The sequence below is a fragment of the Psychrobacter sp. H8-1 genome (assembly GCF_904846575.1).
GTDB lineage: Bacteria > Pseudomonadota > Gammaproteobacteria > Pseudomonadales > Moraxellaceae > Psychrobacter > Psychrobacter fulvigenes.
In genome coordinates this window covers 529,531-547,739 of record NZ_CAJHBG010000001.1, presented here as the reverse complement: position 1 = coordinate 547,739, position 18,209 = coordinate 529,531, and the positions used below count along the sequence as shown (strand labels likewise).

Here is an 18,209-nt window from a genome sequence, read left to right as displayed (position 1 = left end):
TAATGTTACAATTTTGATGTGAATTGACCAAAATCTCATGAACTATAAGGAATAACTATGTATTTTTTACTTTCCCCTGCCAAGTCTTTGAATGAAACAGACAAAGTACCTGTCAATCTTGGGAATTATTACAGTCAACCTGAGCTTATAGAGCACTCGCAAGCACTAATGAAGATCCTGAAGTCCAAAGAGCCAATAGATCTGCAAGAGCTGATGAGCATCTCTGATGATCTTGCCCAACTCAATGCTGAACGTAATCAACAATGGAGCTGGAGCGAGGATAAACCGTTTGATGATCAGAACGCCAAACCAGCAGGTTATTTGTTCGATGGTGATGTGTATACTGGTCTTGATATGTATCACATGGATAAAGAAACAGCCATTTATGTCAATGAGCATCTAGGTATTTTATCGGGTCTTTACGGTGTGCTGAAACCGCTTGATTTGATTCAGCCGTATCGCTTAGAGATGGGCACCAAGCTAAAAAATGAACGCGGTGATAACTTATATGAGTTTTGGGGCGAAGAAGTCACTCACGTAATCAACGCCCGCATGGCTGATAGCGATGACAAGGTCTTGGTTAACTTAGCCTCTAATGAATATTTTAAATCGGTAAAAAAGAAAGCGTTAAATGCCGAGATTATCACGCCACGATTTGAAGATGAAAAAAACGGCAACTATAAAGTGATTGCTTTTTATGCCAAAAAAGCACGTGGGCTAATGGTGAAGTACGCTGCGGATAATAAACTCACCAATGCTGAGCAATTAAAGCAGTTTGACTTGGCGGGATATTATTATGTCGATGAGCTGTCTGATGATAAGACATGGACATTTAGACGGGATGAGGCAGATGCGTAATGATTAGCTAAAACAGACTGAAATTTTATAACAAAACCCCGATAAGCTTAGCCTATCGGGGTTTTGTTTGAACTAGGTTTAACAAGTACGTTATGACAAAGTCATACTTCTAGCGAAAAGCGTTTTATGGATTGACTAAAGCAGTACGACTAGGCAACCAAGTGAAGATTGTACTTATAGTACATCGAACGAGGTTAACAACGTCGTACAAACTTAGTCGAGGCATAAATTACATCATGCCGCCCATTCCACCCATACCACCGGCACCGCCCATAGCAGCCATACCATCATCACTCTCAGGTAGATCAGTGATCATGGCTTCAGTGGTCAGCATGAGACCTGCGACAGAGGCAGCGTTCTCAAGTGCTGAACGTGCTACTTTGGCAGGGTCTAGGATACCCATCTCTAGCATATCACCATATACGCCAGTCGCTGCGTTGTAACCATAGTTACCGCTACCGCTCTTCACTTCGTTGACCACAACTGAAGCTTCTTCGCCTGAGTTGGTCACGATTTGACGTAACGGTGCTTCCATGGCACGACGTAGGATATTCATACCAGCGTTTTGGTCGTCGTTATCACCACGTAGCTCAGACAAGGCACTCATCGCACGTACTAGCGCAACACCGCCACCAGGGACAACGCCTTCTTCAACCGCTGCACGAGTCGCATGTAGCGCATCATCAACACGATCTTTTTTCTCTTTCATTTCTGTTTCAGTCGCTGCGCCAACTTTGATAACGGCAACGCCGCCTGCTAGTTTCGCAACACGCTCTTGTAGCTTTTCTTTATCGTAGTCAGAAGTAGACTCTTCGATTTGACGGTTGATAGACTCAACACGCGCTTCGATGTCAGCTTTTTGACCAGCGCCATCAACGATGACGGTGTTTTCTTTACCGACAGTGACTTTCTTCGCAGTACCAAGTTGCTCAATTGTCGCTTCTTCTAGGCTTAGGCCAATCTCTTCAGAGATAACCGTACCGCCTGTTAGGATTGCGATGTCTTGTAGCATGGCTTTACGACGATCGCCAAAACCTGGTGCTTTAACCGCACAAGTTTTTAGGCCGCCACGCATGTTGTTGACAACCAAGGTAGCCAATGCTTCGTTTTCTACGTCTTCAGCGATGATTAGCAGTGGTTTGCTCTGCTGCATGACTTGCTCAAGTAGTGGCACGATCTCACGGATGTTGCTGATTTTTTTGTCAACCAGTAGGATATACGGGTTTTCAAACTCAGCGGTTAAGCTGTCTTGCTTGTTCGCAAAGTACGGGCTGATATAACCACGGTCAAACTGCATACCTTCCACAACTTCTAAGGTATCTTCAAAGCTTGAACCTTCTTCAACAGTGATAACGCCTTGCTTACCCACTTTTTCCATCGCTTGCGAAATCAACTCACCGATTTTAGTGTCTGAGTTTGCAGAGATAGAACCAACCTGAGCAATCGCTTTATGATCGTCAGCTGGGGTCGATAGCTTATGGATTTCTTTAACCGCTTCACGTACTGCTTTGTCGATACCGCGCTTTAGATCCATTGGGTTCATGCCAGCGGCAACTGATTTCATACCTTCTTGCAAGATTGACTGAGCCAATACTGTTGCGGTTGTCGTACCATCACCAGCGACATCATTGGTGCGGCTAGCGACTTCGCGAACGAGCTGTGCGCCCATGTTTTCAAACTTATTTTCAAGCTCGATTTCTTTGGCAACTGATACACCATCTTTGGTGATGGTTGGTGCGCCGAAAGATTTGTCAATTACCACGTTACGACCTTTAGGGCCTAAAGTAACTTTTACTGCGTTTGCTAGAACGTTGACACCGTCCATCATTTGTTTACGGGCATCAATGCCGAATTTTACGTCTTTTGCCATGTTAAATTACTCCACTATTATAAGTATGAGAATGCAATTGAATGATTTGCTTATATTGTTATAAATGTACTGGGCTAAAAATGCGTTTAGCATAAAACATGCCTAAAGCGATTAGCCTTCTAGCACACCCAATACATCAGATTCTTTCATAATAAGTAGTTCATCACCGTCAACTTTTACGGTTTGACCAGCATACTGACCGAACAAAATTTTGTCGCCAACTTTTACATCTAACGCGCGAATCTCGCCGTTGTCACGAATCTGGCCGTTGCCAGTTGCCAACACTTCACCTTGTGAAGGTTTTTCTTGTGCTGAACCTGGTAGTAAAATACCACCGGCAGTTTTTTGCTCTTCTTCTACGCGGCGGACAACAATACGGTCATGTAAAGGACGAATGTTCATCGATATGACTCCAAAAGGTTAGTTAAATTGATTGGTTAAATAAAAAATCACTTGGTTTAATGGTCTCAATGGACATTATCTTAACAACTCGCTTTCGTTTAAAAACATCTTCTAAGATAAGCCTTGAGCTTGTATCAAAAAGTGGGGGCAAGAGGAGTTTGCTTCAAGTGTAAACTCAAAAAATATTACAAGAATACCCTGAAAAATGAATTATTGTGGCATTGGATGCCTTGTTTCATCGAATCATAACCATGATTATCAAATACTTGTGCATAGAACCAATAGTCTGAGGCTGCGAATATTAGATCATTAACAGTGCATAATCAGGCTTAGCGTTTGCGGTTGTTGTTTTGAAGCACAGATTTTGAAGGATAGGTTTTAAAGGATAGAAAATACCGACTAACCAGTACCTTTGGCAACATAGGGTTACCTAGCTTGAGAGTTGAGCGTTTTTAGCAACATTGGCTACAAGACCCAAACGGCCAAAACCACCCCAGCCCTTGAAAATGTAACAGAGTATGACCATTATAAGTACTGACAACATAATAATAGCTAATAAGTATCCAAACCAAATTAAGGAATCTACATGACCTCATTATTTTCTATAAAAAATAATTCTAACAATACAAATCGCAGCAAGCCCAAACTTCTATCTATGTTTACCACGGGAGTTGGTATTGCCGCTATTGGAGCCCTAAGTATGACAGCCCCTACCCTTGCCAGTGCCAAAGTGGTGCAGCCCTCCAGTGCTAACTACAACTTTACTGTAGAAGACAAATACAAAGGTACCGCTACTCGCACACTAAGCAAGTCAGGCAGTACGTGGAAGTATGATGTTAGGGCTCGCGTCGCTGGTGTCGCTAGTGCCTCGCAAAGTAGTACTTTTACACTTTCAGGAAATAACGTCACGCCAGCTCAAGCCAGTACTACCTATAAATTATTTGGCATTGGACGCACTCATAACCTCAATTATAATAGTGGTAAAAAACAAGTCGCCAGTACTTATAGAGGTAAAACAGTCAATTTGAATATGGCGCAACAAGCCTTTGATGACTTGAGCCTTGAGGTACAAATTCGCCAAGATCTACTTAACGGTAAGTTCTCTGGTAATTACTATATGGCCAGAAAAGACAAGATTGAAAAGACACCTTTTAAAAGGTCTGGTAACACCAAGGTCACTGTCCCAGCTGGAACCTTTGATACCGTGCGTGTCGACCGTGTCCATGATGACAATAGCCGCTCAACCAGTTTTTGGCTTGCTCCTAGCTTAGATTATCTGCCTGTGAAAGTTATGCAGGTAAACGATGGCAAAAAAATGGACTTGGAACTCACCAAAGTAAACTAAGCGACTGCTTATAAGCTGCTGGTTAATAGTTGATGGTTAACACAAAGAAGGCGGCGCTCTCTCATTAGAGCGCCGCCTTCTTTTGCTTTCAAGATAGGAGACTCGTCTAGCGAGAACGTGGCTGCTTCACGACATTATTCATCGATGGCAGGCGTTTTAGCAGTATAAATAGCCAAACGTTTATCATGAGTAACAAAGTAAAATCAATCAGATAAACTACCAGTTCTGCCCAGCTGCTGCCATAAGCACGAGTGAAGAGCACCACACCGCTAGCGCCCAGATACACCAAGGTCAACATACTGCCCACTAGCAGGGCATAAGGTGAGCGTCCACGTAGTACCCAAGGGGTCAGGATAAATGCTGGTAGCAGCCATAATGCTTGCCATGCCACGCCGCCGACAACATCAGGGTTCATAGGATTAAAAACACTGATCAGCACAGGCAACCCAAGCAAGCGGTAGATTACCCACGCCAGCCAAGTAACCATCAAGCGTTGACGGATGGGTGCAATAGGCTTTTGGGGCTTAGCAGCTTTGCTAGGATTTTTGGCAGACACAGGCTTAGATGGCGCTGCTATAGGTGCTACGTCATTATCGGTAATTAATGACGGCGAGGTACTGGCTTTATCGCTATTATCATGACTATTAGACATCAGATGGGGTGTTTTCCTAATTTATAACGTTATGCTAAAAGTGACAGCTTAGCGGTTCCAGTTGGCTTGCGCTAAGGCCTTGGCACTAATAGCGAGACGACGACCTTGGGCTATGGCAATCTCACGTTCATCATCAGAGACCGGCTGATCATGCGCGACGCCACTGACATGACTGGCACCATAAGGCGTACCGCCACGATGGGTACGGTTTAGAGCAGGCTCAGCATAAGGCACACCGACGATAATCATGCCGTGATGCATTAATGGCAACATCATCGTCAGCAAAGTCGTTTCTTGGCCGCCATGCATAGTGCCTGTCGCTGTGAATACTGACGCGGGTTTGTTTTGTAGATTACCTGCCAGCCATAGCGTGACAGTACTGTCCCAAAAATATTTCATTGGCGCGGCCATATTGCCAAAATACGCTGGGCTACCTAGCGCCAACCCCAAGCAGTCTTTTAAATCATCCATGGTGCAGTATAGATCACCTTCATCAGGAATCGCAGGCTTGATAGTGGTGGTTTCTGCTGCAACCGTCGGCACCGTGCGAATACGCGCTGACATACCAGCCTCTTCAATACCTTGAGCGATAGCATACGCTAAAGTCTTAGTCGCACCATGAGTAGAGTAATAAAGCACTAAGATATAAGGGTTTGTTTGGCTCATTGACAGCGTTTCCTTGTAAAACCATTAAAATACTGATTGAAAGCAATTGGCAGTATGAATATATACGCACATTATGCCCGAGTCTTCAGCTGACATGCAAACAAAGCCTAATATCCCTCACAGAGCCATATGTATTTTGACACAAAAATTTGGCAGATGCTGACTGCTCATTTTGTTACACTATTGGCACTCTTATCGCTGCTAGATGGATGACATGGAAAACCTATTAAAAAAACTCCCATTTGCACACAAACACTGGTTCAGTTTTTTGCGTTTTTTAACCCGGCACTTCTTCGAGGACAACTGTCAACAAAAAGCAGCCTCTCTAACTTACACCACCATGTTGTCAATTGTCCCTATATTGACGGTGCTGTTGATGATATTGTCCTCTGTGCCAGCACTGGCCTCGGTCAGGGCGCAGATTTATGAAGTGATCTATAGCAACCTGCTACCCCAATCAAGTCTGCAGGTCAGTGAATACATCAATAGCTTTGCTGAAAAATCCACCAATTTAACCGCTATCGGCGCAATGATACTGTTTGTCACGACCATCATGACGCTTACTACCATTGAGCGCGCATTCAATCAAATTTGGCGAGTAGAAGACCGTTCCGGTGGTCTCAGAAGCATGCTGCGCTACTGGACTATCGTTACCCTAGGGCCTTTGGTTTTAGGGACTGCATTTATCGTTTCAAGTACCGTACAGAGTCTTAGCTTCTTAAACCGACAATTTGCTGGCTATGGTATCGATTGGTCGTTTTGGGTACAGATAGTATCTATTGGGGTTACCGTGACTGGCTTTATCGCTATGTATTGGTTTATCCCTAAAGCCCGAGTACCTGCAAAAAACGCCGCCATTGCTGGGGTTTTTGTGGCGATCGTCTTTGAGCTACTAAAGCATGTGTTCGGTACAGTCATGACCAACTTCACCAGCTATGAAGCTATTTACGGCGCGTTTGCCGCTTTGCCGATTTTCTTGTTATGGATTTATCTTTCTTGGAATCTGATTTTATTAGGTGTTGAGATTAGCTACACCCTAACCATCTTTGAAACTGAAGAGGTGTATCCGCGTCATCCACTACTTAGCTTGCTCGATATGCTCAATTTGGTCTATCGCAATCACTTAGAAGGCCATGCTGTCAGTGAGCAAGAGCTACGTAGTGTGCTTGGCCGCAAAGAGCTACCCAAGTGGTATACCTATATCAACTACTTAAAAGACAGCAATCTCATCACCACCACGGACAATGACGAGTACGTACTAAAAAAAGACCTCAGTCGTATGAGTTTATGGGACTTTTATCGTACCTTACCGTATCCGCTACCGATCAAAGATGAGCTGGACGAGATGAGCCCAGAAGATCAAAAACCTTGGCTAAGCTTATTGGTCAATCGCTTTGAAAATACGGAAGCTTATGCTAGAGAGCAATTAGATGTGCCGTTAAATACCATCTTTGCGCATAGCCAGCCCCGACGAAAAACATCTGAGCCAAAGTCCTCTAAGGCAAAATTATCTGCTGCTGACATCAATGATCGTGTGATAAGTAATAACAGTAGTATGAATAGCTCAGACCAAGACACTGACTCTGTGCCAGACTTTGAGCCGGCAGCCTATGATAAAGACAGCAAGATAGAGTGCGACAATAATAACCAAGAAATATTGATTCCAGAGGACAACATTTCAGATAATGACGTTCCAAATAGCCATGCTATAGATGACGATGGCTATAAGACCAGATCAACAGCTAAGCGCATTTTTAATGATGATAAAGGTAATATTATTACCGAAGCGGATAACCCACAAGCTAATAAATAGACAAGCTGCATAAAGTCCGCTGCTGATGTTTTGTTATCTTACTGGTATTAAAAACAAAAACTTATTAAAAAATTTGGTGGTGTGTCAAAAAGTATGCTGATTAAAACTTGAACAGTTTTTGAAGCCTTGAAAGCCCTATAGAATCAGAGAACTTAGCATAGATTTTTTATTGGCTTCTATCGCCAGCATACTTTTTAGAACACCACCAAAAATTTATCAACAATATCAAAACACCTTGGAGGCGATGGCAGTGAGTGACACCCAAAAAAAATCCCTGCCGACACGTACGCTGACAGCAACCCTGTACTGGCTCAAACAGCTGACACAGCTATGGTCGTTAAAGACACTCACTGACCTGCCTGATCGCCTAAAAAACATATGGCAACAGCTGATGGGTTCCTATTGGTTTATACCCACCGCTTGTGTGCTGATAGGCATACTTTTAGCGCCGCTGTTGGTGACCATTGATCAGCATTTTGACCGTAAAACTGTCAGGGATCTAAGCTTTGCCTTTACTGGTGACGACGATGCCGCACGCGCCATCATGACCACTATCGCAGGTGCGGTGTTAGGAGTGGCAGGTACCACTTTCTCTATTACCATTGCCGTACTCTCAATGGCCTCATCACAGTTTGGCCCACGCTTGCTACGCAACTTTTTGACTGACACCTCAAACCAGCTGGTACTCGGTGCATTTATCGGTACTTTTAGCTATAGTTTGTTGGTTTTAAAGTCTATCCATAAGCATGATGTTGATTTTGGTGTGCCGCAGTTGGCGGTTACCTTCGCTATTATCATGGCGATTATCTGTGCGTTACTGCTGGTCTACTTCATCCAGCACATGGTGCATGCCATTCAAGCGTCACACGTGATCCAAGGCGCAAGCAATGAAGCCATTAGGAACATTAATTATTGGTATCATGATCACTGCGACCTGCAGCATCAGCGTGATATAGATTTGGCGCAGCCAGATATTGAACACTATCAAACATGGGCAACGACTCCTATTTATGCACCGCTCTCAGGTTATCTGCAGCAGATTTATATAGAGTCATTAATGACTCTAGCGCTCGATTATGGCGGAATAATAAAGCTCCATACCAATCTCGGTGACTTCGTTACTAATAAAAACGTTATTGGTTACTTTTATCAGCGCCCAGCAAATCATCCTAGCCTTTTACAGAAGACCAAAACCTCTCATCTAGCAATAATGCCAAGCGCTCCAGATGGATTGTTCTGGCAGCGACTGGCTACCTGTATCCATATCGAGCGCCGATCATCGCATTCCAATGATATATCCTACAGTTTGGGGCAGATGACTGAGATTGCGGTACGTGCCTTATCACCTGGGATTAATGATCCAAAAACAGCGGTAAACTGTGTGCAATCACTCACCACTTGTTTGAGTGTCATGATACGCAGGCAGCCGCCCAGTCCTTATCATTTTTATACTCCACCATCTAAAAACGCTGATTCTGATAAAGATGATGCTAATACCTCAACCGAGCAGCACCGAGTAGCAATCTTGTCGGTTATCACCAAGACACCTACGATTTCTGACTTTATTGATACCTCGCTCGGTGAAGTACGTCGTTACGCTACTAGTGATCTCATGGTGCTAAAGGCCTTATGTCAGGCTCTAACGAACCTCAACTATGCACGGGTGAATGACGCTCAGAGACAAATCTTGCTGCACGAGCTAAAGCTGATTGAGCGTACAGGAGAAGAAAATTTAAGTTATAGCGAGCTAATCGCAGATCTACTCGCCATGACTCAGCAGGCAGGATACTTTATCAATAGCGAAGACTCCAAATTTCAGTACTTCGAATATGTCAGTGAGTTTGCCGCTCATATTCGCCAAACCTTAAAAACAGAATAACTACGGTATAAGAACCTAGGCTCTTTTAAAACTGTACTAATTCCCAAACAATCTGAGAACTTTTTTTATGGTAACTGCAACCAGCCTGACCGTCCTTGAAGTCGGCGCAGTGTTTTTATCGATTACTGCCCTTTTATCCTATGTAAATCATCGTTTTATTGGACTACCGACTACCATTGGCGTGATGGTTATCTCGATAATATTATCTATGGTGGCGATATTTTTAGGGTTTTTGGGATTTGATCAACTGATTGATTATGAGATTAGTTTATTAAACCAGTTAGATTTCACCGAAGTTTTGCTCGATGGCATGCTTTCTATGCTGCTATTTGCGGGTGCTTTGCATGTCAATATTAGCGATCTGAAACGTTATAGACTACCCATTGGTATCCTTGCTTGTGTTGGTACCGTCGTATCAGCCGTACTTATCGCCACTGCACTTTATTTTATACTGCCGCTGCTGGGTTTTGGGCTGCCTTATATCTGGTGTTTGCTATTTGGTGCTTTGATATCGCCTACTGATCCCATTGCTGTCATGGGTATTTTATCGTCAGCAGGTGCGCCAAAAAGTATTGAAACGGTCATTGCGGGTGAGTCATTATTCAATGACGGCCTTGGTGTTGTTATCTTTGTACTATTGCTTGGCATTTTATCCAGTGGCGATATCCCTACTGCCAATTATGTCGCGCATACCCTAGCGGTAGAAGCAGGTGGCGGTATAGTCTTTGGTTTGGTACTTGGCGCTATCTTGTACTATATGATTAAGAGTATTAATAGCTATCAAGAAGAAGTGCTATTGACACTTGCAGGCGTGATAGGTGGCTACGCGCTTGCCAGCCATTGGCACTTATCAGGGCCACTGGCTATGGTAATGATGGGACTGATGCTTGGCAACCAAGGACGAGAATGGGCCATGAGCGATGAGACGCGCAATTATATCGATTTATTTTGGGAGTTAATCGATGAAATCTTAAACGCTATTTTATTTGTCTTAATTGGACTTGAAGTGGTGATGATCGCCTATTCAGGGAGCTTGTTTGTCGCTGGCGGTCTGGCTATTATTATTGCCCTGCTTGCTCGCTTCATCGTCGTTGGTATGACCACCAAGACCTTTAGTAAACAGTTAAAGCTACCAGACGGTGCATGGAAAGTCTTGACGTGGGGCGGGCTACGAGGCGGTATTTCTGTCGCCTTGGTATTACAACTACCTTCAGGATATGAGCGCGATATATTATTGGCGCTCACTTATGCGGTGGTGGTATTCTCTATCTTAGTTCAAGGCTTAAGTATTGGTAAAGTCGCTAGGACCATACAACCTACTAAAGAGAAAACACTATAGATTTCATGAGTAGGCAGATGAGTAATAAAATAGCCAGTACAAAGATATTTTTTAATCTTGGCTTTGATGCTGGCTGTTTTTTGCAGCATATATAGTGCAGTCATACGTTTTTAAATAAATGTCAAATAAGGTCAAATCAAACCCTTACGTTTCATATTACGATAGACCACAATGACAATAATAATATTCAAGATAAGGATAAGCAGCTTAAACCAATCAAATGGCGCAGTAATTAAGTAATACAGCTCAATGGGTATGAATATCCCATAGCCGATGACGCTAAACCAGTAAGCCCACGTTTTATCCTGCCATAAACCATAAGCTTCAATGAAACGTAAGCTGACATAGGCAAATATCAGCAACATAAAAACTGACCAATTTTTGCTGGCTTGCTGGGCAACATGAACGGCACTCTCAATCTGCGGGGTTAGTAGTTTACCAAAATAGTGTCGCCACGAGTCTGTAGCAGTCTCTAGCCACTGCTCAAGGTCCTTGTGCCAGCGCCACAACGCGCCGGCTCCTAGCATTGCCACAGAACCTTTTACTATCTCATAGATAGCCACTGCCTTGATGGAGTCACTAGACTCGCTAGCTCTATCTATGGGGCTAGACGGCTGCGAGCGCCCCTCCTGCAGAGGCACCTTAGCCAAAGAAAGTCTCCACCACTCGTCCATGTAAATGCTGGTTAAAGAAAGGCGTATTTTTGCCATCTGACAACATGGTCTTCGTAGTCACCTGCCAGTCAATATTAGGGTCAACCAACACCGCCCCGCCAAGACTTTCATATTGAGTGCTAATACCTGCAATCTTTGCAGGGTTTAGGCAGATTTTATCTACCAACTGCTCCAAAGTTAACACTTCATCATGTACCAGCTGACATGCCAACGCCATAAAAGTATCAAAATTTGAGATGCCTGGCGTGCTCTCAGCAAAAGGCGCCTTTTTAGCCGTACTGTTCAAAGGCTCATGGTGACTACAAATGGCATCGATCGTGCCGTCTTTGAGACCGCGACGCAGTGCTTGCTGATCGGTATTACTACGCAGTGGTGGCAATACATAGGCTTGAGCATTAAAGCCTTCTAAATTATCGTCCGTCAAGTACAGCTGATGCATGGCGACATCACAAGTGACTGGCAGGCCTTTGTCTTTGGCCCAGCGCATCAGCTCTACTGATGACTTACAACTTAGTTGACTAAAGTGTGCCGCAATTCCCGTCTCTTCCACCATCAAAAGCTGGGTCGATAATGCCACCGTCTCTGCAATCCAAGGAATACCTTGCAAACCATGATAAGACGCAATATAGCCTTCATGCGCCACGCCGTCGTTAGATAAAGTCGGCTCATCAGGATAAAAAAATACTTTCATACCAAAGGTTGCTGCGTACTCTAAAGTACGTAGCAATACTAAGTCATTTTTAAAAGGTCTACGCGCATTAGAGACAGCAATACAGCCGCCCTTTTTTAGGCCTGCGATATTAGAAGGCCTCTCTCCTTCTAAGCCTGCGGTCAGTGCTCCTAACACATGCAGATAGATGCCACCATCACCCAAGGCACGCTCGCGCAAGCCTTTGAGTAGCGAGCCATTTTCTAAAATAGGAGTGGTGTCTGGCGGAATAACCACATGCAAAAAGCCATTAGCACGCGCCGCGCGACCTTCAGATACCAAAGTACCATGCTGCTGTTGACCAGGTTCACGCAAGCGCGCACACAAGTCTACCAAAGGCGGTAGCAACCATGTTTCTCGGTCAGCATTGAGGCTTGCCAGCTTATCCGCTGCTGCCTTAGAGAGTGTGTTCTTGAATACATCAGGGAGCAAATCAATCATCTGTGTATCCATCGTGGTAGGGTTCGTCATGAGCTATATTACCGTATCAATAAATTATAAGAATAAAATAACCAAGGTTAAAAGCTATCCGTTACGCGCGGCTTGATGCGCGCGCTGCCCTTCCATGGCAAGTGCCAACACCGCCATCCGAATAGCAACACCATTACTGACTTGCTTCAAAATCAATGACTGGTCGCCATCCGCCACACTTGAGGCAATTTCAATGCCACGATTCATAGGCCCTGGATGCATAACCAACGCATCAGGCTTGGCGAGTGCTAATCTCTCAGGCGTGATGCCGTAATGTTTGTAGTATTCACTCGATGATGCCAAAAGTGGCGAACCAATACGCTCATTTTGGATTCGCAGACCCATGATGACATCACAGTCCGTCACACAGCTATTCATATCTTCATATACTGTCACACCAAAGCGCTTAATACCTTTGGGTAATAAAGTCCGCGGTGCAATCACCCGTATGTCTTTCACTCCTAATGTCTGTAGTGCGCTAATGTCCGAGCGCGCCACACGTGAATGCTTTATATCACCGACGATAGCGACAGACAGCTCTTCAAAGGGACGCGGTGCCTCACGATGAATGGTGAGCATATCAAGCATACCTTGGGTTGGATGCGCATGCCAGCCATCACCAGCATTGATGATAGCAATATCAGGCGTGACCTCAGTCGCCATAAAGTGCGCCGCCCCTGATGCCGAATGTCTTACCACAAAGATATCAGCCGTCATGGCTTGCAAATTCCACAGCGTATCGCGTAGACTTTCGCCCTTCTTGGTACTAGAGCGGCCAATATCGATGTTTAGCACATTGGCACCCAGACGCTTTTGCGCGACCTCAAAGGTGGTACGAGTGCGAGTTGATGGTTCAAAAAACAAGTTCATCACGGTACAACCATCAAGCTCAGGCCGATTAATCAGTTGACCATTTTCATCAATAAAAGTCTCTGCTTTGGCTATAATGGTTTGCAGCTGTGATTTATTTAGCCCTTCAACACCCAAAAAGTGGCGCAGGCTACCATCAGCATTTAATTGCGGTCGGCTCAGGGAAGTATTAAGCTTTCGGTGAATAACATCATGATCGAATTTGGCGTACTTGGATGGTGAGACTGTGTTCGTTGAGTTAGTACTGGTAGAATTTGGCATAATACAAGTCTTTATCAGAGGTTTATATTGAGTTAATCATACTTTTTATATCGTTAATTCACTGCAACCATGAATACAGATACAGGGACATTTTGACACTTATTTGCTACACTTTGCTCTAGTGATATAAGTTGCCTGATGTTTATAAAATAACCAGAACTGTATGAGACATGATGAGCGACAAGCCTTCTTAAATGATGGATATAGTGTAGCTGATTTTGCAGTCAGGACAAAGACACCGCCTGCGCTATTTATATATTTATTAGTTATATGTTTATCAACACCGCGACTTATTTGATATTTTAAACTGCTTATTGAACCTGACAGATGAGCTGTTATTTTTAAACAACCATTTCTCCCCTACTTTTTACGACCTCCATTACCTACTAGGAAGGACTATGACGACCTTAGCACACTATCTAAAAGAGCACGCAGCCGATTCTGCAATCAGTGATGTCATTACCACGATTACTGATGTGGGTAAAACCATCTCCCAGCTCCTGAGAAAAGGCGCATTAGCAGACATTCTAGGGGAAGCTGGCAATCAAAACGTCCAAGGCGAAGACCAAAAAAAGCTCGACGTACTGGCAAATGATTTATTATTAGATGCTTTGGCGCAAAACGCACATTGTGCTGGCGTCGCCTCAGAAGAGCTAGATGATGCCACACCTGCCAACGCCGATGGCAGCTTACTGGTACTGTTTGATCCACTTGATGGTTCATCAAATATCGATATCAATATGGCAGTTGGCACCATTTTTTCTATTTTGCCGTATCAGCGCCAAGGCCAAACCAGTGAAAACAGCGATTTTTTGCAGGCGGGTAATCAGCAACTGGCAGCAGGTTATCTATTATACGGCACCTCTACCGTCTTAGCGCTAACAATAGCAGATAACGTAGTGATGTTTAGTTTAGATCCAGACACAGACGATTATGTACTGATAGAAGATAACGTGCAAATCGACGCAGATACCAGTGAATACGCCATCAACAGCTCAAACTACCGTTATTGGCGCGCGCCGATGCAGCAGTATATTGATGAGCTTATCGCAGGAGAAGACGGTGTCCGTGGTCGCGACTTTAATACACGCTGGGTAGCAGCCATGGTCGGTGACGTGCATCGTATCTTATGCCGCGGCGGTCTATTCACTTATCCGTTTGATACCAAGTATGCACACAAAGCAGGTAAGTTACGCTTAATGTATGAAGCCAATCCGATGAGTTTGCTCATTGAGCGTGCGGGCGGCGGCGCCACTGATGCGACAAACCGTATCTTAGACATAATACCAACAGACATTCATCAGCGCGTCCCTGTGGTGCTTGGTAGTAAAAATGAAGTGGATTACATCAAAGAGTTACATGTAAACCATGCAGATAAATAAGTATCTTCAACACAAAAGCAAATAACTGATAACTACCGTCTTAACGTAGATAAATAATACACTTTAAGACGGCTATCTTAATACCTTCACCTCTACACTCTTCTCGAAGCGGTCCATTATGGTATCAAACCCAACCGAACTGATTACCTCAGATAAAAACGCCACTGTAAAACTGGTTAAGGCGTTACTTACTCAGGCTCGCCAACGTAAAAAACACGGTCAGACAGTACTCGAGGGTGTGCACCTTCTCGATGCCGCCTTACGCAGTAGTTTTCAGACTGAGCAAGTTCCTTTTAGCCAAGTACTACTAGCGGAGTCAGCGTCAGCGCATGCGGAAGTACGGCAGATTTTAGCGCGGCTGCCAACTCATATCCCTGTGCTTATCTTGTCAGACACGCTATATCAAAGCATCCGCAGCCTAGGGACAGGTGTTGATATCATGGCGATTATCAAAGTACCAACACCAAGTCTAACAACGATAAACGATGATTGCTTAATTCTAAATGACGTACAAGATAGCGGCAATGTCGGCACCCTCCTACGCACCGCAGCGGCCGTTGGCATCCATCACATACTTTGTACCAATGCCACCGCTCAAGCATGGTCACCTAAGACGCTACGAGCAGGTATGGGCGCACAGTTTGCCCTCACTATCTATGAAGGCCTGAGCACTCAAGATATTTTAGACCATGTACAAATCCCTTTGCTTGCGACCAGCTCACATACCGACACCTTAATCTATGAGCATGATCTACGAGCGCCGATTGCTTGGGTCATGGGGCATGAAGGACAAGGGGTTTGTGATGAGCTAATACAATGCGCCACTCCAATTGCTCTCCCGCAACCGAACGGACAAGAGAGCCTTAATGTCGCCATTGCAGGATCACTCTGTCTATATGAAACACTGCGTCAGCGTCAATACAGTTAAGACAGCTCCCTATAAACAACGTATATTTTAAGCATAAAAATCCCGCCATCGTTCATCGTCGATAGCGGGATTTTTTATTGTATATCACTATGCCAACTGTGACTTAGATTTTGCTGGTTAGCTCAGGTACCGCTTCAAACAAGTCAGCTTCTAAGAAGTAATCAGCAACGCTGGCGATAGGCGCTTCTGGGTCATTGTTGATAGCAACGATAACCTTAGAGTCCTTCATACCTGCCAAATGCTGAATAGCACCAGAGATACCAGCTGCAATATACAACTGCGGCGCAACGATTTTACCCGTTTGACCGACTTGCATATCGTTAGGTACATAGCCTGCATCAACTGCTGCACGTGACGCACCAATTGCAGCGCCTAGCTTGTCTGCTAATGGCTCGATGTATTTGGTGAAATTTTCACCATTTGCTAACGCACGGCCACCAGACACAACGATTTCAGCTGACGTCAGCTCAGGACGATCAGACTTTGCCATCTCTTCATTAACAAAGCTTGATTTTCCAGACTCCTGCACACTATCAACCGCTTCGATAGTCGCTGAACCACCTTCAGCAGCCACTGGGTCAAAAGCTGTCGCACGTACTGTCAACACCACTTTGTCTTCTGTTGTTTTTACAGTAGCAGTAGCGTTACCAGCATAAATTGGACGTTCAAAGGTCTGCGGATCTATCACTGCAGAGATCTCAGACATCATGCTTACGTCTAGTAGCGCTGCAGTACGGGGCATGAAGTTTTTGCCAGTTGTGGTCGCAGCTGCAACGATATGACTATAGTCACCAGCGATATCTGCAACCAATAGCGAGATGTTTTCTGCCATTTGATGCTCATAAGCAGCATTGTCTGCTAGCAATACTTTGCTTACGCCTTCAACTTTTGCCGCTTCGTCGGCGACTGCTTGATTACCACTACCAGCAACCAATACATGGACTTCGTCGCCCATTTGCTTTGCAGCAGCGATAGTGTTTAGAGTTGCCTTTTTTAGACTGGCATTGTCATGTTCTGCATATACCAAAATTGCCATTGTTTTTATCCTTTATTTGTTTGTTCACGTAGTCATGGATTCACACAGCTTTCAAAACCTAGCGCCAAAAGTCTAATAACTCTATAGACGCTCTAGCAAAGTATTAAATAACTTTCGCTTCGTTTTTTAGCTTATCGACCAATTCATCAACTGAACCCACCTTGATACCAGCTTTACGCTCAGCAGGTGGCACAACTTTGATAATCTCTTGCTTAGAAGTCATCTCGACGCCAAAATCAGCTGGTGTTTTTTCATCAAGTGGTTTTTTCTTCGCTTTCATGATGTTTGGCAACTTCGCATAACGCGGCTCATTCAGGCGTAGATCAGTGGTGATGACCGCAGGCAAGGACAGTGCTACAGTTTGTAGACCACCATCAACTTCACGAGTAACATTGACTTTATCGCCTTCAACGGTCACTTCTGAAGCAAACGTACCTTGACCGATACCCATTAGAGCAGCAAGCATTTGACCGGTTTGGTTGTTATCGTCATCAATAGCCTGTTTACCCAAAAGAATAATATCAGTGCTCTCAGATTCAGCGATGCTCTTCAAAATCTTTGCTACTTGTAATGGATACGGTTTGGCATCGGTTTGTACCAAAACTCCACGATCAGCACCTAGTGCTAGAGCGGCACGAATCTGCTCTTGTGATTCTTTTGGCCCGATTGAAGCAACAATGATCTCATCAATCACACCCGCTTCTTTTAGACGTACCGCTTCTTCTACAGCGATTTCATCAAACGGGTTAATAGACATCTTGGTGTTAGATAAATCCACACCAGAGTTATCAGCTTTTACACGAACTTTTACGTTATAATCAATGACACGCTTGACCGCGACTAATGCTTTCATACGTTCCTCGTTTATTAGTGTTATGAATTAAAAAATTGTAAATCATGGGCCCATTGTCGTTCAAAATCTTACCTAAAAGGTAGCAGCTCAGTGAGCAAAGACTCATTAACATGATAATATATCAGAGCTGAGCACAGATACATAGTACTAGCTATCAAAAGACCCCACTACATCAAAAATTATCATTATTTAATAGACAGA

16 protein-coding genes are annotated in these 18,209 nt (G+C 44.2%); 7 read left to right on the top strand and 9 right to left on the bottom strand.

Annotated elements, in window-relative coordinates; translation table 11 throughout:
- Nucleotides 1-57 precede the first annotated feature (57 nt).
- Nucleotides 58-858, top strand: coding sequence for a peroxide stress protein YaaA (yaaA, locus tag JMY01_RS02410; protein ID WP_201574067.1), 801 nt, complete (start codon nt 58-60; stop codon nt 856-858).
- Nucleotides 859-1,087: 229 nt separating this feature from the next.
- On the opposite strand, the gene groL is transcribed toward yaaA, so the two are convergent.
- Nucleotides 1,088-2,728, bottom strand: a complete 1,641-nt coding sequence (groL, locus tag JMY01_RS02405; protein WP_201574066.1) for a chaperonin GroEL — start codon at nt 2,726-2,728, stop codon at nt 1,088-1,090.
- Between the two features lie 111 nt (nt 2,729-2,839).
- Nucleotides 2,840-3,130, bottom strand: a complete 291-nt coding sequence (locus JMY01_RS02400; RefSeq protein ID WP_201574065.1) for a co-chaperone GroES — start codon at nt 3,128-3,130, stop codon at nt 2,840-2,842.
- Nucleotides 3,131-3,716: 586 nt separating this feature from the next.
- On the opposite strand from JMY01_RS02400, the gene JMY01_RS02395 reads away from it, so the two are divergent.
- A complete protein-coding gene (locus tag JMY01_RS02395; protein WP_201574064.1) occupies nt 3,717-4,475 on the top strand; it encodes a DUF3108 domain-containing protein in 759 nt (252 codons plus the stop codon).
- Between the two features lie 106 nt (nt 4,476-4,581).
- On the opposite strand, the gene JMY01_RS02390 is transcribed toward JMY01_RS02395, so the two are convergent.
- Nucleotides 4,582-5,127, bottom strand: a complete 546-nt coding sequence (locus tag JMY01_RS02390) for a hypothetical protein (RefSeq protein ID WP_227677631.1) — start codon at nt 5,125-5,127, stop codon at nt 4,582-4,584.
- 48 nt (nt 5,128-5,175) lie between these two features.
- On the bottom strand, nt 5,176-5,793 hold the full coding sequence (gene wrbA / locus JMY01_RS02385; RefSeq protein ID WP_201574063.1) for an NAD(P)H:quinone oxidoreductase: 618 nt from the start codon (nt 5,791-5,793) through the stop codon (nt 5,176-5,178).
- 214 nt (nt 5,794-6,007) lie between these two features.
- Here wrbA and JMY01_RS02380 point away from each other — a divergent pair, with 214 nt between their 5' ends.
- The 3 genes from JMY01_RS02380 (at nt 6,008) to JMY01_RS02370 (ending at nt 10,824) form a co-directional block, all read left to right on the top strand.
- Nucleotides 6,008-7,606: a YihY/virulence factor BrkB family protein gene (locus JMY01_RS02380; protein WP_201574062.1), complete on the top strand. Its 1,599-nt coding sequence runs from the start codon at nt 6,008-6,010 to the stop codon at nt 7,604-7,606.
- A gap of 244 nt (nt 7,607-7,850) precedes the next feature.
- Nucleotides 7,851-9,485: a DUF2254 domain-containing protein gene (locus JMY01_RS02375; protein WP_201577076.1), complete on the top strand. Its 1,635-nt coding sequence runs from the start codon at nt 7,851-7,853 to the stop codon at nt 9,483-9,485.
- Between the two features lie 67 nt (nt 9,486-9,552).
- Complete coding sequence (locus JMY01_RS02370; protein ID WP_201574061.1) at nt 9,553-10,824, top strand: sodium:proton antiporter; 1,272 nt, start codon at nt 9,553-9,555, stop codon at nt 10,822-10,824.
- 131 nt (nt 10,825-10,955) lie between these two features.
- On the opposite strand, the gene JMY01_RS02365 is transcribed toward JMY01_RS02370, so the two are convergent.
- The 3 genes from JMY01_RS02365 to JMY01_RS02355 form a co-directional block, all read right to left on the bottom strand.
- Nucleotides 10,956-11,474, bottom strand: a complete 519-nt coding sequence (locus JMY01_RS02365) for a DUF2127 domain-containing protein (protein WP_374220338.1) — start codon at nt 11,472-11,474, stop codon at nt 10,956-10,958.
- Nucleotides 11,467-12,648 (bottom strand): dihydroorotase, encoded by a 1,182-nt coding sequence (locus JMY01_RS02360; protein WP_201577075.1) that lies wholly within the window; start codon nt 12,646-12,648, stop codon nt 11,467-11,469. Before JMY01_RS02360 ends, JMY01_RS02365 begins: the two co-directional genes overlap by 8 nt.
- An 84-nt stretch (nt 12,649-12,732) precedes the next feature.
- Entirely contained in the window at nt 12,733-13,809 is a 1,077-nt protein-coding gene (locus JMY01_RS02355) for an aspartate carbamoyltransferase catalytic subunit (protein WP_201574059.1), read from the bottom strand.
- Nucleotides 13,810-14,207: 398 nt separating this feature from the next.
- On the opposite strand from JMY01_RS02355, the gene JMY01_RS02350 reads away from it, so the two are divergent.
- Both JMY01_RS02350 and JMY01_RS02345 read left to right on the top strand, forming a co-directional pair.
- Entirely contained in the window at nt 14,208-15,191 is a 984-nt protein-coding gene (locus tag JMY01_RS02350) for a class 1 fructose-bisphosphatase (RefSeq protein WP_201574058.1), read from the top strand.
- Between the two features lie 118 nt (nt 15,192-15,309).
- The gene (locus tag JMY01_RS02345; protein ID WP_201574057.1) at nt 15,310-16,119 is read left to right on the top strand and encodes an RNA methyltransferase; all 810 of its coding nucleotides are present in this window, start codon (nt 15,310-15,312) and stop codon (nt 16,117-16,119) included.
- Nucleotides 16,120-16,222: 103 nt separating this feature from the next.
- On the opposite strand, the gene JMY01_RS02340 is transcribed toward JMY01_RS02345, so the two are convergent.
- Nucleotides 16,223-17,155: an electron transfer flavoprotein subunit alpha/FixB family protein gene (locus tag JMY01_RS02340; protein WP_201574056.1), complete on the bottom strand. Its 933-nt coding sequence runs from the start codon at nt 17,153-17,155 to the stop codon at nt 16,223-16,225.
- A 103-nt stretch (nt 17,156-17,258) separates the two neighbouring features.
- Nucleotides 17,259-18,008, bottom strand: coding sequence for an electron transfer flavoprotein subunit beta/FixA family protein (locus JMY01_RS02335; protein WP_201574055.1), 750 nt, complete (start codon nt 18,006-18,008; stop codon nt 17,259-17,261).
- Between the last annotated feature and the right edge of the window lie 201 nt (nt 18,009-18,209).